24 protein-coding genes, 1 tRNA gene and 1 pseudogene are annotated in these 21981 nt (G+C 61.5%); 11 read left to right on the top strand and 15 right to left on the bottom strand.

Features of this window, described 5'->3' with window-relative positions:
• Positions 1-146 precede the first annotated feature (146 nt).
• Positions 147-1325, bottom strand: a complete 1179-nt coding sequence (locus VJS46_RS11920) for an efflux RND transporter periplasmic adaptor subunit (protein ID WP_324060278.1) — start codon at positions 1323-1325, stop codon at positions 147-149.
• A gap of 302 nt (positions 1326-1627) precedes the next feature.
• Here VJS46_RS11920 and VJS46_RS11915 point away from each other — a divergent pair, with 302 nt between their 5' ends.
• Entirely contained in the window at positions 1628-1873 is a 246-nt protein-coding gene (locus VJS46_RS11915) for a GlsB/YeaQ/YmgE family stress response membrane protein (RefSeq protein WP_324060277.1), read from the top strand.
• 22 nt (positions 1874-1895) lie between these two features.
• Here the strand turns inward: VJS46_RS11915 and VJS46_RS11910 are convergent, their stop codons facing one another.
• The 3 genes from VJS46_RS11910 to VJS46_RS11900 form a co-directional block, all read right to left on the bottom strand.
• Entirely contained in the window at positions 1896-2153 is a 258-nt protein-coding gene (locus VJS46_RS11910) for a GlsB/YeaQ/YmgE family stress response membrane protein (protein ID WP_324060276.1), read from the bottom strand.
• 270 nt (positions 2154-2423) lie between these two features.
• On the bottom strand, positions 2424-2723 hold the full coding sequence (locus VJS46_RS11905; protein WP_324060275.1) for a DUF1153 domain-containing protein: 300 nt from the start codon (positions 2721-2723) through the stop codon (positions 2424-2426).
• A gap of 103 nt (positions 2724-2826) precedes the next feature.
• Positions 2827-3120: a hypothetical protein gene (locus tag VJS46_RS11900; RefSeq protein ID WP_324060274.1), complete on the bottom strand. Its 294-nt coding sequence runs from the start codon at positions 3118-3120 to the stop codon at positions 2827-2829.
• A gap of 126 nt (positions 3121-3246) precedes the next feature.
• Here VJS46_RS11900 and mnmA point away from each other — a divergent pair, with 126 nt between their 5' ends.
• Positions 3247-4356 carry a tRNA 2-thiouridine(34) synthase MnmA gene (gene mnmA / locus VJS46_RS11895; protein WP_324060273.1) on the top strand — a complete coding sequence of 370 codons (1110 nt, stop codon included), beginning with the start codon at positions 3247-3249 and terminating at the stop codon, positions 4354-4356.
• Positions 4357-4393: 37 nt separating this feature from the next.
• Entirely contained in the window at positions 4394-4630 is a 237-nt protein-coding gene (locus VJS46_RS11890) for a hypothetical protein (RefSeq protein WP_324060272.1), read from the top strand.
• Positions 4631-4640: 10 nt separating this feature from the next.
• On the opposite strand, the gene VJS46_RS11885 is transcribed toward VJS46_RS11890, so the two are convergent.
• Positions 4641-5756, bottom strand: a complete 1116-nt coding sequence (locus VJS46_RS11885; RefSeq protein ID WP_324060271.1) for a serine hydrolase — start codon at positions 5754-5756, stop codon at positions 4641-4643.
• Positions 5757-5795: 39 nt separating this feature from the next.
• Between VJS46_RS11885 and VJS46_RS11880 the strand changes: the two genes are divergently transcribed.
• Positions 5796-6107 (top strand): hypothetical protein, encoded by a 312-nt coding sequence (locus VJS46_RS11880; RefSeq protein ID WP_324060270.1) that lies wholly within the window; start codon positions 5796-5798, stop codon positions 6105-6107.
• 12 nt (positions 6108-6119) lie between these two features.
• Here the strand turns inward: VJS46_RS11880 and VJS46_RS11875 are convergent, their stop codons facing one another.
• From VJS46_RS11875 to VJS46_RS11855, 5 genes are all read right to left on the bottom strand, one after another.
• Positions 6120-6509 (bottom strand): hypothetical protein, encoded by a 390-nt coding sequence (locus VJS46_RS11875; protein ID WP_324060269.1) that lies wholly within the window; start codon positions 6507-6509, stop codon positions 6120-6122.
• Between the two features lie 48 nt (positions 6510-6557).
• Positions 6558-8081, bottom strand: coding sequence for a Ppx/GppA family phosphatase (locus tag VJS46_RS11870; RefSeq protein WP_414708011.1), 1524 nt, complete (start codon positions 8079-8081; stop codon positions 6558-6560).
• A 2-nt stretch (positions 8082-8083) separates the two neighbouring features.
• Positions 8084-10222 (bottom strand): RNA degradosome polyphosphate kinase, encoded by a 2139-nt coding sequence (locus VJS46_RS11865; RefSeq protein ID WP_324060268.1) that lies wholly within the window; start codon positions 10220-10222, stop codon positions 8084-8086.
• A 174-nt stretch (positions 10223-10396) separates the two neighbouring features.
• Positions 10397-11002 carry an HdaA/DnaA family protein gene (locus VJS46_RS11860; RefSeq protein WP_324060267.1) on the bottom strand — a complete coding sequence of 202 codons (606 nt, stop codon included), beginning with the start codon at positions 11000-11002 and terminating at the stop codon, positions 10397-10399.
• Complete coding sequence (locus tag VJS46_RS11855; protein ID WP_324060266.1) at positions 10999-12240, bottom strand: heavy-metal-associated domain-containing protein; 1242 nt, start codon at positions 12238-12240, stop codon at positions 10999-11001. Before VJS46_RS11855 ends, VJS46_RS11860 begins: the two co-directional genes overlap by 4 nt.
• A 65-nt stretch (positions 12241-12305) precedes the next feature.
• On the opposite strand from VJS46_RS11855, the gene purM reads away from it, so the two are divergent.
• From purM to VJS46_RS11840, 3 genes and pseudogenes are all read left to right on the top strand, one after another.
• Positions 12306-13412: a phosphoribosylformylglycinamidine cyclo-ligase gene (gene purM, locus VJS46_RS11850; protein ID WP_324060265.1), complete on the top strand. Its 1107-nt coding sequence runs from the start codon at positions 12306-12308 to the stop codon at positions 13410-13412.
• 24 nt (positions 13413-13436) lie between these two features.
• Positions 13437-14006: pseudogene (gene purN / locus VJS46_RS11845) on the top strand (phosphoribosylglycinamide formyltransferase); the annotation flags it as partial.
• A 260-nt stretch (positions 14007-14266) separates the two neighbouring features.
• On the top strand, positions 14267-14866 hold the full coding sequence (locus tag VJS46_RS11840; protein WP_324060264.1) for a phosphatase PAP2 family protein: 600 nt from the start codon (positions 14267-14269) through the stop codon (positions 14864-14866).
• 6 nt (positions 14867-14872) lie between these two features.
• On the opposite strand, the gene VJS46_RS11835 is transcribed toward VJS46_RS11840, so the two are convergent.
• From VJS46_RS11835 to VJS46_RS11825, 3 genes are all read right to left on the bottom strand, one after another.
• A complete protein-coding gene (locus VJS46_RS11835) occupies positions 14873-15631 on the bottom strand; it encodes a slipin family protein (RefSeq protein WP_324060263.1) in 759 nt (252 codons plus the stop codon).
• Between the two features lie 4 nt (positions 15632-15635).
• Complete coding sequence (locus tag VJS46_RS11830; protein ID WP_324060262.1) at positions 15636-17009, bottom strand: nodulation protein NfeD; 1374 nt, start codon at positions 17007-17009, stop codon at positions 15636-15638.
• Positions 17010-17080: 71 nt separating this feature from the next.
• A complete protein-coding gene (locus VJS46_RS11825) occupies positions 17081-17743 on the bottom strand; it encodes a uracil-DNA glycosylase (RefSeq protein ID WP_324060261.1) in 663 nt (220 codons plus the stop codon).
• A gap of 26 nt (positions 17744-17769) precedes the next feature.
• Here VJS46_RS11825 and folK point away from each other — a divergent pair, with 26 nt between their 5' ends.
• The 4 genes from folK to VJS46_RS11805 all read left to right on the top strand — a co-directional run bounded on the left by folK (position 17770) and on the right by VJS46_RS11805 (position 19168).
• Positions 17770-18279 carry a 2-amino-4-hydroxy-6-hydroxymethyldihydropteridine diphosphokinase gene (gene folK, locus VJS46_RS11820; RefSeq protein ID WP_324060260.1) on the top strand — a complete coding sequence of 170 codons (510 nt, stop codon included), beginning with the start codon at positions 17770-17772 and terminating at the stop codon, positions 18277-18279.
• A 43-nt stretch (positions 18280-18322) separates the two neighbouring features.
• Positions 18323-18398: transfer RNA gene (locus VJS46_RS11815), tRNA-Lys, on the top strand.
• Positions 18399-18581: 183 nt separating this feature from the next.
• Complete coding sequence (locus VJS46_RS11810; RefSeq protein WP_324060259.1) at positions 18582-18842, top strand: type II toxin-antitoxin system ParD family antitoxin; 261 nt, start codon at positions 18582-18584, stop codon at positions 18840-18842.
• A 20-nt stretch (positions 18843-18862) separates the two neighbouring features.
• Complete coding sequence (locus VJS46_RS11805; RefSeq protein WP_324060258.1) at positions 18863-19168, top strand: type II toxin-antitoxin system RelE/ParE family toxin; 306 nt, start codon at positions 18863-18865, stop codon at positions 19166-19168.
• 79 nt (positions 19169-19247) lie between these two features.
• Here the strand turns inward: VJS46_RS11805 and VJS46_RS11800 are convergent, their stop codons facing one another.
• Complete coding sequence (locus VJS46_RS11800) at positions 19248-21338, bottom strand: 3'-5' exonuclease (protein ID WP_324060257.1); 2091 nt, start codon at positions 21336-21338, stop codon at positions 19248-19250.
• 17 nt (positions 21339-21355) lie between these two features.
• Positions 21356-21973, bottom strand: a complete 618-nt coding sequence (locus VJS46_RS11795) for a hypothetical protein (protein WP_324060256.1) — start codon at positions 21971-21973, stop codon at positions 21356-21358.
• Positions 21974-21981 lie beyond the last annotated feature (8 nt).

Here is a 21981-nt window from a genome sequence, read left to right as displayed (position 1 = left end):
ACGTCCGGATTGTTGTTGACATCCATGCGCATGAAGCTGACGACGCCCGCCATCAGCAGGGCAAGAAAGACGACGATCGGCACCAGCGGATTGCGGATCGACCAGGCAGAGATATTGCGAAAGTTCACCTTGCTGCCCTTCCCGCCTTATCCGGCCGCCTTTTTCATATTGGGCCGAATTTTTTGTCCGGGATTAAGGAAGGCGCCGGCTGTAAGGACGACCTTTTCATTGCCCGAAAGACCACCGCTTATGGCGATGCCCTCGCTTGAGACCTGACCGATCTGGACAGCGCGGCGCTCCACCATATTCCTTGCGTTGACGACATAGACATAGCTGCCCTTGTCATCGCTGAGCACGGCAGATTCAGGTAACAGCGGCGCGTCAGCCGTTCCGCTCACGATCCTAGCCGATGCAAATCCGCCGGGACGCAATGCCTTGTCATAGCTGAGCAGAATGCGCGCCGTGCCAAGGCGCGTCTTTGGGTCGACCACAGGCGATACCTGCCAGATGCGGCCCGTGAAGGACCGGCCAAAACCTACGGGCGTCACGCTGGCACTCATGCCGGGCGCGATACCGGCAAGGTCCCCCTCACTCACCTCTGCCAGCATCTCCAACTCGCCGCCCTTGGCCATACGGAACAAAATGCCGCTGCCGGAACCAACCACCTGTCCCGGCTCGACAGACCGTGTGAGCACCAGTCCGGCGGCAGGCGCGCGAATGTCGAGGCGGCCCGTGCGTGCGAGCGCTTCCCGATATTGCGCTTCGGCTACATTCACCCGTGCGCGGGCGGCGTCTCGCGTCGCCGTCTTGCGATCAACATCGGCCTTTGAAATGAAACCGCGCGAAACCAGCGCCTGAGCGCGGTCCAGTTCAGCCTGCGCGAGCCGGGCATCGGCGCGCGCAACATCAATCTGCGCCGCAAGGGCGCGAATTTCCTGCGTCTGGACCGAACGTTCGATGACCGCAAGCGGCTGCCCGGCACGCACCCAGTCCCCTGGCTCCACCAGCACGCGCAACACCATACCGCCTTCGCCCACCACACCAACTGGCATTTCCCGGCGAGCAGCCAATGAGCCGGTGGCGTTCACGACGCGGTCCACCGGCTGCCGGCCTGGAATGACGACAGTGACCGCCGGCGTTTGCGACAGGTCGGAACCCGCCGGCTGATCCGCTCCCGCATCCATGAGCTTCAGCGCAATCACCAGCGCGACAAGGGCCAGCCCCGCCGCAATGGCGGCGATAATGATCGTGCGCTTCCGCCGCTGCATGGCGGCGTCAGCGCTGTCCATATCGCCTTCTGGTACAAAGCGCGTCTCGTAGTTCATTCACATTCTCTTTTTTACGGCGCGCGCAAATAGTCCATCGGCGCCGCCTGGAACACTGTATTATCCGAATATATCACCAGCCTCAAGCCTCAACTGTATGCGTCAGTGAGTTGCCCGAAGCGGCAGGGGTGCGGCCGAAGGTGGGCGCAAAATGCGCGTAAGCCAAACAGAATGCAACAAAATAGGTTTCAAGCGACCCATTGGGGGTCGTCCGATCGGTCAGCCCCGCTCCTCATCGTTTATGTTAAGGATTATGCGGGAAAAAGCACCAAAGCCAGCGTCAGCCTGGCAAGGGAGTCGCGATGGATATCTTGATCTGGCTAGGGCTAGGGCTTGTCGCGGGCGCGCTCGCCAAGTTCGTAGTGCCGGGCAAGGATCCGGGCGGGTGCGTGGTAACCATCCTGCTCGGGATTGCCGGTGCCTTGCTGGCGGGTTTCGTCGGGCGGGTCGCCGGACTATACGGCCCCGGAGAGCGAGCCGGCTGGATCGCCGCCACCCTTGGGGCAGCGGCGATTCTGGTCGTCTACAACATTTTAAGGCGCAGATAGCAGCGAGAAGAGAGTAAACCCCCTATCGCACCGAACCCCGCCGGATAAGGTTCACGATCGCCAGCAGGACCACCGCGCCCAGGAAAGAGGCGATGAGCGAGGAAAGGCTGAAATCACCGCGGTTTATAGTACCACCGGCGAAGACCAGACCTGCCAGGAACGCGCCGACGATGCCGACGACAATGTTGAGCAAGATACCCTGCTGAGCATCGGTGCGCATCAGGATGCTGGCAAGCCAGCCAAGAATGCCGCCGACAATCAGCCAGATGATAATGTTCATTGCACGTCTCCTGTCTTTATTGGTGTGCAATAAAGCGCCCGGCGGCAAAAAACGTTCCGGCCCCATAGTGCATAGCAATTCCCGATGGGAATGACAGAGAAGGTGAAGTGAGACGTTGTTTCCGTCGTCCCTGCGCAGGCAGGGACGACGTTTTTTTAAGGTGGCAGGCCCCAAATAGCGAACTGGAAAGAGAATTTCGTTTACAAACAAAAACCGCCCGCCCTTTGGGGGCAGACGGTCTTGGCGTCGCGGCGATACCGGCCCGCTTGTTCAATATTTCTGCTGGCGCTCGTACAGCGACTTGTAATGCTGAATGCGAGTGACGCGCAGACCCGGCATACCCGACCGGTCGACAGCCCGCTGCCAGCCCGCAAATTCCTCAAGCGTCAGCCCATAGCGCTCGCACGCCTCATCCACGGTCAGCAATCCGCCATTGACGGCCGCCACAACCTCGGCCTTGCGACGAACCACCCAGCGCGTCGTCGAAGCGGGGGGGAGCGAATCCAGCGTCAGCGGTTCGCCGAGGGGGCCAACAACCTGAGCGGGTCGGATTTTCTGATTCTCGATCATTCTCACCTCAAAACACGGCAACGGAGCCAATCACATGTCTGCGTTCAGCGACTTGTCACAGGAGCATTGAACATCGGCTAAAGCGCCACGGTAAATGCTCCATTCACGATTCTTGCCCCACCGTTAAATGCCCGGCGATCAGCGGATTGAAGCATCCCGCCAGGCTTCTGGCCTTCACATTTTCTACTGTCCTGGGCGCAAATATCCGCGCCAGGGCGGCGGCAAAATCCGCTTCGTCCGCTGGCTCCCCCTCTTCAGCGGCAATACAGCGCGCCGTTGGCGTTGCCGCCTGCCGCGCCGAGGCAACGGCAAGCAGCACCGACAGATCGGGCGCCTGCTCCCCCAGCCGGGAAATCGCGCCAGGCGTGCGTGCCCTCAACCGATGCGGAAAATTCATGTCCATAAGCCGAATCAATAGCGGATAATGGATAAAGCCCGGTAAACCGCCTGGTGAGAAGCTGTTAAGCAGCCTTAACGCCGGGCTCTGGCGCTGGGGCGTGAAGCAGACTATATGCCCCGCATCATGTCAGCCGATTTCCAGCTCGAAGGGCCGATGCAGGCCCGGCGGATCGTCGTCGCCATGTCGGGCGGCGTCGACAGCAGCGTCGTGGCCGCTTTGGCCGCGCGGTCGGGCGCGGAGACCATTGGTGTCACGCTTCAGCTCTATGATCATGGCGCAGCGACCGGACGGACGGGAAGCTGCTGCGCCGGGCAGGATATTCGCGATGCACGCGCGGTCGCCGACAAGCTGGGGATCGCTCATTATGTCTTCGATTATGAAAGCCGCTTCCGGGAGTCGGTGATCGAGGATTTCGCCAATGAATATATGGCGGGCCGTACCCCCATTCCCTGCGTCAAATGCAATATGGGAGTGAAGTTCACTGACCTGTTCACCCTTGCCCGCGAACTAGGCGCCGATTGCCTTGCGACCGGCCATTATGTCCGCCGCGTGAGGAGCGTTGAGGGGGCGGAGTTGCACCGGGCGGCGGACCCGGCGCGCGATCAGAGCTATTTCCTCTTCGCCACGACACAGGATCAGCTCGATTATCTGCGCTTTCCGCTGGGGGGCTTGCCCAAACCCCAGGTGCGGGAAATCGCTGCGTCGCTGGATCTTGCCGTGGCGATGAAGCCGGACAGCCAGGACATTTGTTTCGTGCCCGACGGAGACTATGCGCGGATCGTGCGCAAGGTTCGGCCGGATGCCGATGATGGCGGCGACATCCTCCATATAGACGGCCGTGTGCTGGGCCAGCACAAGGGCATGATCCACTATACTGTGGGCCAGCGGAAGGGACTGGAAATCGGTGGCCAGCCCGAGCCGCTCTACGTCATTCGCCTCGACGCCGCGAACAAGCGCGTGATCGTCGGCCCGCGTCAGGCCCTCGCTGTAAGCGCCGCTCATCTTAGCGAGCTCAACTGGCTCGGAGCGAGCTTTTCCGGCACCTGCCAGGCAAAGGTCCGCTCGCTTGCCAAGCCCGTTCCGGCACGGCTGGAGGGCGGCAGGCTGCTCTTCCTTCAGCCAGAATATGGCGTCGCCCCTGGCCAGGCGGCGGTGCTCTATGATGGCGACCGGGTCCTGGGCGGCGGCTGGATAGCGGAAACCGAACCGGCGGAGCTGGCGCGGGTCGCCTGAAACGGAACATTCCTGGCCATTCGCCGGTTTCGCTTTGATGAAGTCCATGCTTCTCGTGCTGGTCGGATCTGTCCTGATCATTGTCGGCGTCGCCGTGGCGGCTGTTCGCACGGCGCGGCGCGGGCGGCTGAGCAGTCCGGCACCCAATAGCGAACATCCCGATACGCTGGAACCGCAAGGACGTGGCGACCGGCTCAATCTGTTTTCCGACCTGCCGGGAATTGCTCTTGTGGCCTTGGGTGCGGTCGTTCTGCTGCTTTGGGCGGTTATTTGAGCGCCATAGCCTAACCTCCCGGAAACAGTTCCACCAAGCGCGCTAATTGCTGACGCACCGCCGCCTGCTCTTCCTCGTTGGAGAATCCCAGGCGCACAATCGTCAATCCCTGCTCAGGCGAAATCAGCAGATATTGCCCGCGATGGCCAAGACTCGCGAAGAGGCTGGACGGCCCATGGCCGGGAAACAAGATGTCGCGCCTGCCCTCGGGCCGGGGCTTGTTGAGCCACATATGACCGCCATAGCTTGGGTCTAGCGGAGAGGATGTCCGCATGAAGCGGACCCAGCGGGCAGACAATATTTGCCGCCCGTCCGCTTCGCCATTGCGGCGCAGAAACTCTCCGAACTTCGCATAATCCCGCGCGGTCGCATGCATGAAGCTGCCGCCGATGAGCGTGCCATGCGCGTCGAATTCCGGCGTAAGGCTCGCAAGGCCCAATGGCTCGATCAACCGGCCGCGCAGGAACTGCATCATCGCCTGCCTTCGGACATCGGGGTCCTCGCTGGCGGTAAGAGCGCGTGTCACAATGTCCGACAGGATCATGCTCGTGGCGGTGCTGTACTGGAATGCCGTGCCCGGCCGGGACGCGAGCGGCTTGGCCTCGGCATAACCAGCCATGTCGCCAGCGCCGCTCATGAACAGCATTCGCACCGTATCGCTGTCATAGACTGGATCGCCATTTTCCACATGCTCCAGCCCGGAGGACATGTGCAGCAGGTTCCGCAATGTGATCCCCGCGCGAGGATCGCCGGGCTGGCTCCAGGCAGGTACGGGGGCAGGCGCATCAAGCACCAGCCGTCCGTCGGACACCATGAGACCCACGAGCGTTGCCGTTATGCTTTTCGCTATGGACCAGCTTATCAGCTTGCTGCCAGGTCCAAAGCCATCGCCATAGCGCTCGGCGATGATCTCGCCGTCTCGCATCACGACCAGGGCGCGCGTCTGTCCCATGGCCGGATCGTCGAACAGAGGATCGATCGCAGCGCGCAAATCCACCTCGCTGACCCCGGCAGAACCATGCGCGGCATAGGATCGCGGTGCCTGCCCCGACAGCGACCGGGGCAATGCGGTCCAAATCGCACCGCAAAGGGCAAGGCTTGCCAGAAGGATGATTTTCCGGTTCATGGGCCGCGCTTTACAGCATCGTCGCGCGAAAGGGGAAGAATGATCAACGCGAAGGTGGCGGGCTATGTGGTTGCCGGGCTGATAGCCGCCGGAGTGGCCCTGCTTGCCTGGAATTGGCCCGATCTCAAGACACGGGCGGAGGCGGGTGTTGGCTATGGCGCGCGGATCGGCTGTTCCTGCCGCTATGTGCAGGGCCGGACGATGGAGAGTTGCGAGCAGGACATGGAGACCGGGATGGAGATCGTCATGCTCGACGATCTGCCGGACGAGCGTGCCGTGGTGGCAAGCGTACCCCTGATGGCAAAGCGGATAGCGAGATTCCAGCCCGGTTTCGGTTGCGTGCTGGATTGAGGAGCCCGCCCTCTACGGCGCTCCTTCTGCCTCCTGCTTCGCCAGCCGCCGTTGCTCAAACCATTGGCGCAGCATTGCCTGAGTGCAGCCGGTCTGCCCATTGCTCCCGATGACAGAGCAACTGTTGGGAAGCAGTTGCCGGTTGGCAGCTTCCATCGTTTCCACGCGGCTTGTCCAGTTTTGACCGCCGACGGTTTCCTTCTTTTCGCGAAGGGTCTTTGGAATGCGGTAGCGCTCGCTTTCGGGTTTCCGTGCGCAGACGATAATCGCGTCCTCCTCCGCCTTGGGACAGGGATCATCACCATAGACCACCAGCGTCTGAACACGCCGGGGCGATTCAGCCTGCGCAGGGGTCAAAGCTGCGCACAGGGTCATAAGAGTGATGAGGCGAAGGGCACGCATGGCGGACCTATTTCCGCCCTTCAAAATGAACGGCGCCTGTACCCGTTCCTACCGCACCTCGAATTCCGCCTTCAGTCCCATCGCGGCTGAAAGCTGCCGTAAGCGCCGCTCGACCGCTTCGCCGAACAGTGCCGCATGGCTGTGAGAGAGGACGAGGCGAAGCATGTCCCCTCCCGCCTCAAGCGCGCCCAGCGTCAGCGGCCCCGCCACGCCGCCGCTAAGGCGCTGGGCGAGACGGATCGCAAGTCCCCAGCGGATCGCCTGCTGAAGCGCATCGGGAGAAGCCAGACCCTCCAGTTGCTGCGGAACCGATGTGCCACCCCCCAGATGGGAATAGAGCGCCTGCGCCAGCATCGCCCTGCCCGCCACGTCAATGCCGACCCAATTGCCGTGGAGGGCGATTTCAAGGCCGCGCTCGGCACGAAATTCGGGATTGGCGCGCCAGCCGACATCGGCAAGCAGGCAGGCGGCCCGGCGTATGCGGCGCCATTCGGCCGGGCCGTCATTGAAAACAGGCGTGATCCACCGGTCGATGAGGTCGCCATGGCCGCGAAAGCGTCCCTGTGTTTCACCTTCGGCCGCTGCCGCAGTCAGCAACGGATCCAACGCCCTGATATCCGACTGCAGTTCCTGGAACAGCAGCCCTTCACGCAGACCAAAGGCCGATACGACAAGGTTTGAGCTCTGAAGATGGCGCACCATAGCGGAGAGTAGAAGGGCTGCGTCCGACATGGTGGGGATGCGGCTTGGCGAGAGCGACGAAATTGCCCGTAACCGCCCCTTGTCCATGCCCGCGAGTACGCGAACCAGATAGGCAGGCGTATCCCGCCCCATTTCATAATGATGAATGACGGGCAGGGGAAAACCCGTCAAATGCATGTCGAGCCGCGCCAGCGCCCGCCATGATCCCCCGACGAGGTAGAAGGGGAGACCGGGCGTCACGCTGTCCCAGCCGGCCTTTTTGAGCAGCTTGACGACGTGCCGGTCGAGGACATGCTGTCCCTTGGCCCGAATGTCGGGAATGCGGAGTACGCCGAGCGGCAAGGAAACCGACTCCCGCACCTTGCCGCCCGAAACCCGCACCAGTTCCAGACTGCCGCCGCCAAGATCGCCAACAATCCCATCGGCGTCGGGGATGGCGGAGAGAACGCCCGCTGCGGCTGCATGCGCCTCTTCTTCGCCCGACAGCAGCCGGACATCAAAGCCCAGCGCTTCTGCGCGCCGGACAAATTCCGGGCCGTTGCTGGCTTCCCGAACCGCGGCGGTCGCAACGCACCGGACCTCGCCTGTCTCCATTTCGCGGCAGAGCTGATGAAAACGCGCAAGAGCCGTTAGCCCGCGCCGCATGGCCGATTCTTCAATGGCCCCGGTTTTAGCGAGCGATCCGCCTAGCCCTGCCATTACCTTTTCGTTGAACAAAATGAAGGGGATGCGGCGCGGGCCGTCATAGACCACCAGGCGAACGCTGTTCGATCCGATATCGATGATCCCGGTGCGGGCGGTTTCCGCAGGGGAAGCCGCTTCCTTCGGAAGCCCATCCGGGCGCGGACGGGCAATCAGGGGGGACTGCAATGTCACCGCCGCCGTCTCAGGCTGAGCTTGGGCACGGCTTCGCTCTTGCGCAAGGCTGCACCGCGGCCGGAAAGCGAGGGATTGGTCATAAAATAATGATGCAAGTTGAATGGCTTGTCCCCGGCATCAATCCGGTGATAGCGCCCGTCGCTGTCCAGTTCCCAGCTTTGCTCATTGTCGATAAGGTTCGCCACCATCACCTGATCGAGCACCTGGTCATGAACCGTGGGATTCTCGATCGGCAGCATATATTCCACTCGCCGGTCGAAGTTGCGTGGCATCCAGTCGGCCGAGCTGATATAGACCTTCGCCTCGCGATTTGGCATTTCCCTGCCGCTGCCAAAGGCCCAGATGCGGCTATGCTCCAGAAAGCGGCCCACCACTGATTTGACGCGAATATTCTCCGACATGCCGGGCACGCCGGGACGAAGACAGCAGATGCCGCGCACGACCAGTTCGATCTTCACCCCGGCCTGGCTGGCGGCATAGAGCTTTTCGATGATCGCCGGATCGACCAGCGAGTTCATCTTGGCCCAGATGGTGCCGGGCCGCCCCGCCTGCACATGGGCCACTTCCGTGTCGATGAGGTTGGAAAGACTGTCGCGCATATCCCGTGGCGACATGATGAGCAGGTCCAGCTTCTGCGGCTCGACATAGCCGGTGATATAGTTGAACAGCGCCGCCGCATCCCTTCCGGCCCGCGGATCGGCGGTGAAGAAGCTGAGATCGGTGTAGATGCGTGCAGTGACGGGGTGATAATTGCCTGTGCCGAAATGGCAGTAGGTACGGAATTGCTCCCCTTCGCGCCGGACGACCATCGAAATCTTGGCGTGGGTCTTCCAGTCGATGAAGCCATAGACGACCTGCACCCCGGCCCGTTCAAGCGCGCTGGCCCAGAGCAGATTCTGTTCCTCATCGAAACGGGCCTTTAGCTCGACCACGGCCGTTACAGACTTGCCTGCCTCCGCCGCGTCAATCAGCGCGCGGATCACCGCCGACTGCTTACCGGCGCGGTAGAGCGTCTGCTTGATCGCCACAACGTCAGGGTCCTCGGCGGCCTGCCGCAAAAAGGCGATAACGACTTCGAAGCTCTCATAGGGGTGGTGAACGACGATGTCCTTGGCCCTGATGGCGGCGAAACAGTCCCCGCCATGTTCGCGGATGCGTTCGGGAAAGCGCGGAGCATAAGGTTCGAACTTCAGATCCGGGCGGTCCTCATCGACAATGCCCGACAGGTCGCCAATACCGACGAAGCCCTCGACTTCCGTGATGATCGCCTCATGGCCCTGAAGCATGTCTTGAAGCATTTCCTCGACCGCCGGGGGCAGGCCGACCTCAATCTCCAGCCGGATCACCCGACCGCGGCGGCGGCGCTTGATGGCGCTGCGGAAATAGCGGACGAGGTCCTCCGCCTCTTCCTCGATCTCGATATCGCTGTCGCGAATGATGCGGAAAACGCCGCTGTCCTTCACCTCATATCCGGGAAAGAGCAGATGCGAAAAGCGGCGCAAGATGGCCTCCATCGCCATGTAGCGCGCGGGTTCGCCGGGAATGCGGACCCAGCGGGAGACGGTCGAGGGGATCATCACCAGCTCGCGCACCGGCTCCTTGTCCGACAGGCGCACCAGATCGAAGACGACGCTCAGCCCCTGATTGGGGATGAAGGGAAAGGGATGCGCCGGATCAAGCGCCTGGGGCGTCAGGATCGGAAAGATTTGCGTGAGGAACTGGTTTTCCAGCCAGGCGTCAGCCTTGGCGCCCATGGAGCCCGCGCCGACCACTTCCACGCCCTGCTGCGCCAATTCGTGGTGAAGGCTGTGCCAAACCTGCTGCTGCTCCGCCATGAGGCTGTCCGCTTCGGCCTCGATAGCCTGGAGCTGCTGCGTGGGGGTCAGGCCATCCGCCGAGCGAAGGTCCACATCCTGCAGTTGCTGCCCTTTAAGGCCCGCAACGCGGACCATGAAGAACTCGTCGAGATTGGTGCCCGAGATGGACAGGAAGCGCAGGCGTTCCAGCAATGGATGCGCCGGATTGCAGGCCTCCTCCAGCACTCGCCGGTTAAAGGCGAGCCAGCTCAGTTCCCGGTTGAAATAGCGTTCGCTGGGAAGGCTCAACGATGCTGATGGGTCGGCTTCGGCCACATTCTTTTCCTTGTAATCCGGCGGCAGGCGGAAACAGCTTCAGAGCCCGACGAAATTAGATTCCGTTGCTGTCGACCAAAGTCTAGACTTATCGCTCCAGGCCAATGTCCCTCGACCAAGCTCGGGACGAACGGGTTTACGTAAAATCATCAAACTCCAAAACCATAGCAATGCCTATATATCCCCTAGTCCTGATTTGTGCAGGACTTCCTTCGCAAATGGGACGGAAATTTTACGGGATTGCGACAGCGCGGCGTCATTTAGGCAAGCGACCGTCGCGGCGATGGCGGCATAGCTGCGTTCGATGCGGCGGTGGAGGAAAGCCGCCAGATCAACCGAATAGGCAGCGCCACAATCGGCCAACCCCTTTTCAAGGAGGGCAAGGGCCAAGGCGTCATCCGGCTCCTCGATGGAAACATGGGGCGCTGCGGCAAGCCTGGAGCGCAGGTCCGGCAAGGCGATGTCCCACATGGCAGGGGGGAGATCGGCGATCAGCAGCAGCGGATAATGTCCCATCTGGGCATTGTTCCAGGCGTGGAACAGCGCCTCCTCATCGGCTTGCCGGGCATCGTCGATCATCTTGCCGCCCGTCTTGCGGACGAAAAGGCGGCCTAGGGTGGAACGCCCCGACTTGGTTGGACCGGTCAGGATGGAAATGCGGACCGGCCAAATGCCCCAATGGTCGAGATGCCGCACCGCAAGCCGGTTGCTTTCGCTCAGCAGGAATGTCTCGCCCTTGTCGCGGCTCGTCCAATCCAGCGGAAGGCTGATCTGGCTCATTGCCCGTTCGTTGGCGTTCCCGGCGCTGACCCGCGCCGCTGGATGCGCAATGTGTTTCCGGACATGACGGCTGTCCAGCCGCGCGCGGCCAGGGCCGAACGCAGGCTTTCGCCGGTTCCGGCATAGCTTACGCTCATGACGGACGTGCCGCCCAGGGCAAGGCTGTTGGTGATGGCGCTGCGGACCCCGGGAATGGAACGAAGAGCAGCCTCTCCCATTCCGACCGAATTTACGTCCGGAGTATCGAACTGGATGGAAAAGGCGTTGATACCTTGCGCCGGAATTTCGGTTGCGCCCTGATCCAGCCCCGCTTCTGCGCCTTCCTCTATACCGAGTTCCTCGGGTTCGACCGGTTCCTCAATGATCAGCGAGGGATCGGGGCGCAAGGTGCCGTCCATCAGCGCCCTTGTGTAAAGGGCGTCCATCCGGCGGACCGCCTGATCCATCATCTCCGGGATGCCGCTGCTCGCCGCCACGCGCAGGGCAAAGGTGCCGATGAGGCGATTATCCGGGCCATAGCGGGCGGCGAAACGGCCAATGACAGGGCCACCCGGCCATTGCCGCTCCAGACGCGCCATGGGCATGATGACGTCCGCCGCACCATATTGGTCGAGCAGCACGCGCCACCAGATCCGCCCGCGCCTGCCCGCCTGCCCTGCATTGAGCAGCAACGGATCAGGGCCGGTGCCGATAGTGCGGACATAGTCGATGGCGCTGTCGCCGGTGCGGTAGCGCGCCCAGGCCTTCTGCCATTCGCTGCGGTTCTCAAAGCTTTCCTGAGCGCCGCTTTCCGTAGTGATCGGCAGGACCAGAAGCGGCGCCGAGCGCATCGCGCTTGCCCGGACGCCCAATATCTGGCCCGCACGCGCACGATCGAAGAGGACGCCCAGCGTCGCAATATAGCGGTTGGGGCCGATCTGCTCCTTTTCGACCACAATGCCCGAGACGATATTTTCCAGCATCGAATCATTAAGGGCTGGAACGCCGCTTCCGGGATTCATCTTCTGCCACAGCTTGCGCCATCCTTGACGCTGCGCCATGCGCCAGCCCGCTTCACGCGCCTTTTCGGCGGTGTCGGAATAGACGTCGACCTTCACGCCATCGACCTGGAAATCGCCCTCGCTGCTGATCGGGGGCACGCCCCGGTCGCCCTCGATCTGCGCGAAAAGCACAGCGCCCGCCCCCATACAGGCGAGCGCTCCGGCGATGGCGATGTTGCGAAATCGGGTCCTGTTCATGCGCACGGCGCCCTTTTGGCGACAATTGCGTAGAAATCCAAGAAAGATATCGGTAGGCGCGGCATATGACCCAGAAAGATGACGTTCCCGAGTCCTATAGCTATGCCCAGGCGGGCGTGTCGATAGCTGCCGGCAATGCACTGGTGCGTGCCATCGCACCGCTGGCAAAATCCACCAGCCGCCCAGGAGCAAATGCGGATTTGGGCGGATTTGGCGGTTTTTTTGACCTGAAGGCCGCAGGCTACAAGGATCCGCTGCTGGTTGCTGCCAATGACGGCGTCGGTACGAAGCTGAAGCTCGCCATCGATCATGACAAGCATGACGGCGTGGGAATCGATCTTGTCGCCATGTGCGTCAACGACCTGATCGTGCAAGGCGCCGAGCCGCTTTTCTTTCTTGACTATTATGCCAGCGGCAAGTTGGAGAGCGGCGTTGCTGAACGAGTAATCGCCTCCATCGCGGATGGATGCAGGCAGGCGGGCTGCGCGCTCATCGGCGGCGAAACTGCCGAGATGCCGGGCATGTATGCACCGGGTGACTATGACCTTGCCGGCTTTTGCGTGGGCGCGGTCGAACGGGAACAGGCACTCACCGGAACGAAGGTTGCCGAAGGCGACGTGCTGCTGGGCCTTGCCTCGTCGGGAGTCCACAGCAACGGCTTCTCACTGGTGCGGAGGCTGGCGGCGGACAAGGGATGGAAGCTCGCCCGTCCTGCGCTGTTCGACCAGGATATTCTGCTGATCGACGCACTGATGGCCCCCACGCGTATCTACGTAAAGCAGCTGCTGCCCCTTATCCGGTCCGGCAGGATTGCGGCGCTGGCCCATATCACCGGCGGCGGGCTGCTAGAGAATATTCCGCGTGTTCTGCCAGACGGGCTGCACGCCATTGTCGAGGCCGACCGCTGGGAACAGCCGCGCCTGATGGCCTTCCTTCAGGCGCAGGGAAATATCGAGCCTGAGGAAATGGCACGCACCTTCAACTGCGGCATCGGGATGGTGCTGGTGGTGAAGGAAACCGATGTTACAGAAGTGACGCAGGCGCTTAGCGTGGCGGGCGAAACCGTGTCGCGCATCGGCCATATCGAGGCGAGCGAAAAGGGCTGCACCGTGAAGGGCAGCAAAGATTGCTGGAGCGCCAGAGATGCGTGGAGCGCGACGCATCATGGCTGAATTCCCGGCCCCGAGAGGGGACAAATGAAAGCCAAGGTCGCAGTCCTCATCTCCGGCCGCGGGTCCAACATGGCGGCTCTCGTCTATGCCGCCAAGCGTCCGGATTGCCCGTTCCAGGTCGTGCTGGTCGCATCCAACGATCCGGACGCGCAGGGTCTTGCCTTTGCGGAGGCCGAGGGCATTGCCGCCTTCGCACTATCCCACAAGGGAATGAAGCGGGCGGAGTTCGATGCCCTCATCGATGCGGAAATCCGCAAGTCAGGCGCGCAATATGTTGCCCTCGCCGGATATATGCGGCTGCTGTCCCCGGAGTTTGTAGAGCAATGGGCCGGGCGGATGCTCAACATCCACCCATCGCTGCTCCCCAAATATAAGGGCCTGCACACGCATGAGCGGGCGCTGGCGGCAGGAGACAAGGTGGCGGGCTGCTCCGTGCACCTGGTAACCGCGGAACTGGATGACGGACCGGTGCTCGGCCAGATCGAGGTCGCAGTCCTGCCGGGCGATACGCCCGACAGTCTGGCCGCGCGGACGCTGATCGCGGAACATCAGCTCTATTCCCGTGTGCTCGCGGACTATGTGATGCGCAATAAGTAGCTGAGGCATTCATAGGGCGGCACGCACTCTGCGAGCCAACCGTTCGCGCAGCAATCATGACAATGCTAGTGCTCCAGAATGAACAGATGGCGCGATAGATTCGGCGAGCATTCAGCGACCCTTATCGCAGTCTGCGGCCTTGCCGCCTGGTTTGCGATGCTATGGTTCATGTTTGGCGACGTCCTCTGATGACAGGGCCAGGGGCTCGCGGGCAACGCCGCCCGGCTGCCATTCGCTGGGCCGCTTTCGCTTGTATCTTGGCCGTTTTCTGGCTGACCCCGCTTCTGCTGGGAGGACCCCGGTCGGCTCTCGACAGGTCAGTGCTGGCCGCGCTCCGCGCCGGCGATCACTTGGCACTGGTCCAGGGCTTCCTCTTCATCACGCATCTCGGCAGTTGGGTCACACTTTCGGTCCTTTCTTCGGGTGCGGCAGCATGGCTGGCCTTGAAACAGAGGGTCCGTGATGCGCTCATTCTGCTGGTGACCGTATGGGGCGTCCGCGTTGCGGTTGAATTGCAGAAGCTGTGGATTGATCGAGCCCGGCCCGGCGACGAGCATCTGGTGGACGTTCACTCGGCCAGCTTTCCAAGCGGCCATGCCGCAAATTCGCTTGTCACATATCTGATGATGGCCGCTTTACTTTTTGGGACTCGCACGTCCGTCGTGATCGCACTGATGCTCAGCTTCCTGATCGGCCTCAGCCGTCCCATCCTCGGCGTCCATTGGCTGAGCGACGTCATCGCAGGCTGGGCCTTTGCCTTCTGCTGTGCAATCCTTGCTTTAAGCATGCGTTCCGGAAGGAGCGACGGCATTTTGGTCAGCCGGATGAGGACCGGAAATCCGCCCGAAGTCCGATAGGCCGAATTACTCCGATCCCCCCATCTTCAACAGCTTGCCGAACTCCAGTGGGAAAGGGAAGACGATGGTGGAGCTCTTCTCCGCCGCAATGACGTTCAGCGAACCCAGATAACGGAGCTGCATCGCCTCGGGTTGCTGACTCAATGTCTGGGCGGCCTCCAGCAGCTTCTGCGCCGCCTGCTGCTCGCCCTCTGCGATGATAATCTTGGCCCGCCGTTCGCGTTCGGCCTCCGCCTGGCGAGCGATGGCGCGGATCATCGTTTCGTTCAGATCCACATGCTTGATCTCGACATTTGAAACCTTGATCCCCCAACTGTCCGTCTGGAGGTCCAGTATCTCCTGAATATCATTGTTGAGCTTGTCGCGTTCCGCCAGCATCTCGTCCAGTTCATGCTTGCCGAGCACCGAACGCAGCGTCGTCTGTGCGAGCTGGCTGGTCGCCTGCATATAATCTTCCACCTGGATGATGGCCTTTTCAGGATCCATAACGCGGAAATAAATGACCGCATTCACCTGCACCGACACATTGTCATGGCTGATGACGTCCTGCGTCGGCACGTCGAGCACGACGGTACGCAAGTCGGTCCGCACCATCTGCTGCACGAAGGGAATGAGGAGGATCAGCCCCGGCCCCTTGACGCCCGTGAAGCGGCCAAGGGTGAAGATTACGCCGCGCTCATATTCGCGCAATATCTTGATCGCGGCGGACAGGAACAGCAGAGCAAGGATGAAGACGGGGATATAATAGACAAAGGTGCTTACCATCTCTTCATTCTCCCTGGGGTGAATCCGCCGGATCGACGCGCAAGGTAAGTCCATCAAGGCCGCGCACCCGGACCCGCGCACCCGGTTTCAGCCGGGCCGTGCCTGACGCATTCCACCGCTCCCCATGCGCAAACACATGGCCGCACCCGCCGCGCCAGTCCTGAACGACGCCATAGGCGCCGATCATCTCCTCCCGCCCGCTGACAATCCGGCTGTGCCGCGCGGTAAAGGCGAGGCGGCCAATCGACAGGATGATCGCAAGGCTGAGGCCCGCAAGGCCACCGATCAACGGCCAGGCGATGCGGAATTCCGGCACGTCCGTGTCAATGAGGATCGTCGCACCCAGAATGAAGGAGACCACGCCGCCGATCCCCAATATGCCGAGCGAAGGGGCGAAATGTTCCGCCACCATCAGGCCGATCCCCAGCGCCATCAGCGCCAGCCCTGCATAATTCACCGGCAGGGCGGCAAAGGCATATAGACCAACGAGCAGGCAGATCGCGCCTATGGTTCCAGGATAGATGGAGCCAGGATTGATGAACTCGAAAATCAGGCCGTAAATGCCCACCATCATGATGATGACAGCGACATTCGGATTGGTGATGGCGCTCAGCAGGGCCGTCCGCCATTCGGGCTTCACCTCCCTTACGCCAAGGCCGCGCGTATGGAGCGTCACCTTCTTTCCTGGCAGGCTGACCTGCCGTCCGTCCACTTTCTGAAGCAGTTCGGGGACGGATCGAGCCTCCAGGTCGATCACCCCTTCCTTGAGCGCTGCGCTGGCGGAAAGGCTCGCCGCCTCCCGCACCGCCTTTTCGGCCCACTCGCTGTTGCGGCCGCGCATCTCGGCCAAAGAACGGATATAGGCTACGGCGTCATTTACCGCCTTTGCAGTCATGGCGTCGGTCGATTTGGGGCCCTGCTCCTTCTTCTTGTCCTGTTCATCGCCGCCAAAGGGCAGTCCCCCGACCTGCACCGGGGTCGCGGCGCCCACATTCGTACCAGGGGCCATGGCCGCGATATGGCTGGCGTAAAGCAGAAAGGTGCCCGCGCTCGCCGCCCTCGCACCGCTCGGACTGACGAAGGTGGCCACCGGCACAGGAGACGCCAATATGTCCCGGATGATCGCCCGCATCGATGTGTCCAGGCCGCCCGGCGTATCGAGCCGCAATATGACGAGCGGCGCGCTTTCCCTGACCGCCTGCTTCAGGGTACGGGAAACATAACTGGCCGTCGCGGGGCCAATCGCTCCATCCAGATTGAGCACAATGGCCGGGGGACGCGGCTGCGCAGCCGTCAGCAGCAATCCCAGGAGCATGGCAACAAGGCGCAGATAATAAATCGTGCGCCAAGCCGATTCCGATCGCCGCTCTGCCGCCATGATGCTGTCCTTTGACGGCAACACTATAGCAAAGCAGCGCGCTTCTGCGAAGGCGGGAGCCTGCCTTCAGTTCATTCCGGCAATTGCCGCACCATTTCCAGCGCGCGGGCGAATACGGCCTCGAACATGTGCGCCGTCAGCCGGCCCGTCTGCGTATTGTACCGGGAGCAGTGATAGCTGTCGATCAGCCACCGCCCGCCCGGCATGCGATGTTCCGCGCCATGGCCGAATTTCGCTTTGGGCAGCCGCCCGCCCAGCACCTTCACCGCCGATTGATGCGCGATCTGGCCAAGAGCGATAAAGATCCGCGCGCCCGGCAAGGCTTCCACCGATCCCGCCAGGAACGGTCGGCAGGTCCGGATTTCCTCCGGCGTAGGCTTGTTCTGCGGCGGCAGGCATTTGACGGCATTGATGATGATGACATCCTTAAGCCGCACATCGTCATCGACGCGCGACTCATATGTCCCTTCCGACAACCCGAACTTCGCAAGGGTCGCGAACAGCAGGTCGCCGGCATAATCGCCGGTAAAGGGCCGTCCCGTGCGGTTCGCTCCATGCTTGCCGGGCGCAAGTCCCACAATCGCAATCCGAGCGTGCGGATCGCCCATGGCCAGCACCGGCGCGTTCCACCAGTCAGGGTGCTCGGCGCGCAAAAGCTTCCGATAGGCGGCCAGGCGAGGACAGCGGGGACAGTCGCGGGGCGGCTCTGTCTGCGGAATGGGGCTTTCCAACATAAGGACTCCGCGATAGGCGCAAGCAGATGTCCAGGGCAAGCTATGCCATAGCGCTCGGTTCCAACCAGCCGCACCACCGCCATGGCGGTCCCGGCCGGATATTGCTGGCCGCGCTTCAGGCCCTGGAGGCGGAGGACATCTATATCGCCGCCCGCGCCCCCATCATCCAGACGCCGCCAATTGGCCCATCACGCAGGACCTTCGCCAATTCCGCGGCCCTCATCCAGACAAATCTCCATCCGCCTGAACTTCTGCAATGCCTGAAACGCATCGAGCGGGACTTCGGCCGCCGCCCTGGCCAGCGCTGGGGCCAGCGAAGGCTCGACATCGACATCATCCTCTGGTCGGGCGGCCGATGGAACAGCCGCCACCTCGCCATTCCGCACATCTCATTTCGCGAACGCTCCTTCGTCCTCGACCCTCTCTCCGGGATCGCCCCCCAATGGCGCGATCCGGCGACGGCCCTCACCATCCGCCACCTTCTTTCGCGCCTCAAAAAGCCAAAGCCAGTTGACCGCCACGCAAAGCCTGACTAGGTGAACCCTCACCCGCCTCCGGCACTTGCCGGATGCTGGCCAAGGGCCCTTAGCTCAGTCGGTAGAGCAACTGACTTTTAATCAGTAGGTCGCTGGTTCGAATCCAGCAGGGCTCACCATATTTTTCAATGGGTTAGCGTTGATTTTGGACCTTGTGGTAGGCGCGACGCTGCCAGGGGTATCACTGGAGTACCAGACTTTCCGGTCGAAAATGCGGGCATTTCTCTCGAGATTTGTCCTTGAGCGCCTCCATTGAAATTTCGCGCGAGTAGGATTAAATCCTACTCGCATAGGAGGCTCACATGCGTTCGACCCAGCAATTCAGCGTGACATTGCCCAATGAGATGGCCGCACTCGTTCGGGCCAAGGTGGCATCTGGGGAATATGCCAGCGAGAGCGAAGTCATCCGCGAAGGCCTCCGCGCGCTCAATGCTCGTGAGCGTGCACTCGAGGACTGGCTGGGGCAGCAGGCCCTGCCTTCTTATGATGCCTACCGCGCCGATCCTTCGAAGGGCATTCCCCTGGAAGAAGTCCGGGCGACTATCGGCAAACCGGACGCCTGAGTGCAGACGGATTACTGACGATGTCCTATCGCATCGTCTTCACACCCGAAGCCCGCGACCAGCTTGAACGGCTGCACGCCTATATTGCGGACGCTGCCGATGTGGCTATCGCTTCACGATTCGTGAATGGCATCATTGACCACATCGCGACCCTTCAGGAGTTTCCAAAGCGGGGGACTTCGCGTGACGACCTCCGCCTCGGCTTGCGCACCCTTGCATGGCGACGCCGGGTGACGATCGCTTTTGTTGTAGAAGAGGTCAACCTAGTGGTTATCGGCATCTTCTACGGCGGCAGAGATTTCGAGACTCTGTTGAAAGAGGATTGATTGTCAGGTCGTTACGCTTCTGGATCGGGCTCTTAATCAGCCCAATCTCCTCATCTGTTATGCCGCGCTTCGCCATCCACTATTCCCGCGAAACACGAATATCGCCGAGAAATTCGGAGATTGGCTTGATCCCACAGATATGCAGCCAATCCCTTGCGCGAGTGCAAGCGACATAAAACAAGTGACGCTCAGTCTCGAAGATCGTGCTCAACTCGTCTTCGTCGGTTGCCTCGTCCACTCTCGATTGCAGCGGCAAGGCTTCGTCGTCGCAGGCCATCACGACCACGAGCTTGAACTCCAACCCCTTCGCGAGGTGCATGGTGCCGATGGAAACGCGATCCGATGCCTCCTCGACCTGCTCTGTAAGCTGACGCGCCTCCAGTCCCGCAGCCGCGACGGCGGCACGGGCCCGGGGCAGATATTCGCTGGACCGGACGAAAACGCCGATCTCCCCCGCCACGATGCCCTCATCCAGCGCCGTGCCTAGCCGCGCCGCGACAGTCTCGATCTCGCTCGCCTCGTCCGCGCATTCGTCGATCGTCGGAGATGGCCCCTCGAAGACCGATTGCGCGCCGGTCCGGTCGTCCTCGATACCATCGACATCCCGCACCTTCGGCGGCAGCAGACGATCAGCCGCTTCCCGTATCTGGCGCGATGTCCGATAGTTGATCCGCAGGCTGGAAGAACGGCCACGGACATCCACACCGAGCGCCGCCCACGAAAAGGGTAGCTGGAAGATGCGCTGTCCAAGGTCGCCCGCGAAGAAGAGCGCGTTGAGGCCGGAAGCGAGGGCGCCCATCATGCGCAGTTCCGCAACCCCCAAATCCTGCGCTTCATCGACGATGACATGCGTGAAGGGCTTCTCGTCTCGCGGCTGACAGTTTGCTTCCACGGCGGCATAAACTTGTGAGGATGTCAGCAATCCACGCGCAGCGAGCGCCTGCCGGGCCGCTTCCATGACCGGCCACAGCTTTTCGCGCTGCTTGCTACCCAGGCGGTTCTTGCGCCCGATCCGGGGAACATTCGCATAGCTGTCGAGATCGGTCAGGTTCCACGCATCCACCACATGCCGCCACTCGGAGAAGGCAAAGCGCGGCGGAAGGTCGGTGTAACCAACTTCAGCGATCGCCCGGTCCACGGCTGCCTGCTGCACTTCGACGGAGGCAAGCATCGGCCTGCGTCCCGTCGCAAGCTGGTGAAGTTCTGATGCGGCATCCTCGAACGAGGCGATAGAGACCCGGCCCAGCTTCGCGGCATCGTCGGCAAGCAGGATAGCCAGCTTGGCACGAAGCGCATTCGCCAGAGGCCGGGAAAAGCTCGTCAGCAGGACGCGCGCCTGTGGATCGTCGCGAACGGCGCGAGTAGCCCGGTGAAGCGCGACGATGGTCTTTCCTGTCCCGGCTGTCCCGGTAACGCGGGCTGGCCCCGTAAAGTCACGGTTCACCACGTCGCGCTGCGAGGGGTGCAGGAACACGCTCCACTTGTCCCACGGGAAATTCAGCGCCAGCCGCAGTTCTTCTTCGCTGGCGATCGTCTGGACGCGCCGCAGTGTATCGGGATGAGCGAAGGGATCGACGGTGGCGGGTTGCGGTGCGGGCAACTGGCCCGTTGAGGCGTATTCCAGCAGCGCCTCAGCGGCTTCGGCGGGCAGATGCTCAGCCCGCTCGAAAAACTGCGCTTCCGTCCAGCCGAGCACATCGGCGGCCCAGTCCTGCGGCACACCGATGTCAAGCAAGGCATCTCCAGTCAGCCCGGAGAAGATCGCAGGTTCAGGTTTCGCGACCGGCTGCGGTGCGGGCTGGACATCAGCATAGTCGAACAGCGACCGTGCCTCCTGCACCAGCTCATGCACTTCGACGATCTGGATCGCCCCGGTTCGCGGATGGGCTTCGATCCTGCGCCGCTCCGCCCAGGCATAGGCTTTGTCGTGATGATCGACATAGGCGAGCATGAAGCTGGCCTCGGTCTTGTGGATAATGATGCGGATGTCCTGATTGACCCGTACTGACCAGAAATTGGGATCGCGGCTATTGGTCAGCCGGTGCATCTGAAGGCCGGGCTGCGCAGGATTGAGTTGAAGGTCAAAGGCCGCCGTCTTCGCTTGGCGCTGTTCCTGCCCGGTCAAGCGAGCAAGCGCAGCAGTGAAGCTGTCGGCGATATGGAAGTTCATAGTGCCCGCATCCCGACCTAGTTAGACAGCTTCTTAATTGGCCTCTTCTCTGTAGGTGCTATCGCCCACGTTGGCCGCTTGCCGGAACCCTTGAGAGGCTTGTTCCAGCCAACACCTAGTTCCAAGCCCTGATCAGACCCTGCGTACTTGTTGAGGATCGGGAATTTCCCACCGCCGATCTTGTTTCGGAAGGTAGCAAGCAAGCTAAACTCAAGCTGTTTAAAATAGCCTTCGCCATCCTTGTCGATTGGCTCTGAAAGGTAGAACGAGAAGTTCGATCCAGCGAGGCTCATCATAACGTCAAAAAGGCTGTTTTCGAAATGTGACTTCAATCGGCCGCTGATGTTTCCTCGACCAATATAAATAATATCGGATGTTGCTTGCACATATTGGATCGTGAATGGGTTCGAGAGCGAAATGACATACACGCCCTGCTTAACCGACCCTAGCTCGCGGCCATACTGCCATTCAAAATCATCTAATATGGTAGCCATTACGTTCTTTATGGCCGCTGCTTTGAGTGCCTGCTGCACACTCGGCGGATAGTCGGGGTACATTGACAGATCATAACCTGCCTCTCGTGCGGCTAGGCCCAAGCTCTGATCTTTGAGCTTCCACCACTTTACCGGTTTCATATGTGCCC

The organism is Rhizorhapis sp., from assembly GCF_035276005.1.
Taxonomy (GTDB): domain Bacteria; phylum Pseudomonadota; class Alphaproteobacteria; order Sphingomonadales; family Sphingomonadaceae; genus Rhizorhapis.
Note: the sequence above shows the minus strand (reverse complement) of the source record. Positions and strands in the feature narration are given on the sequence as shown.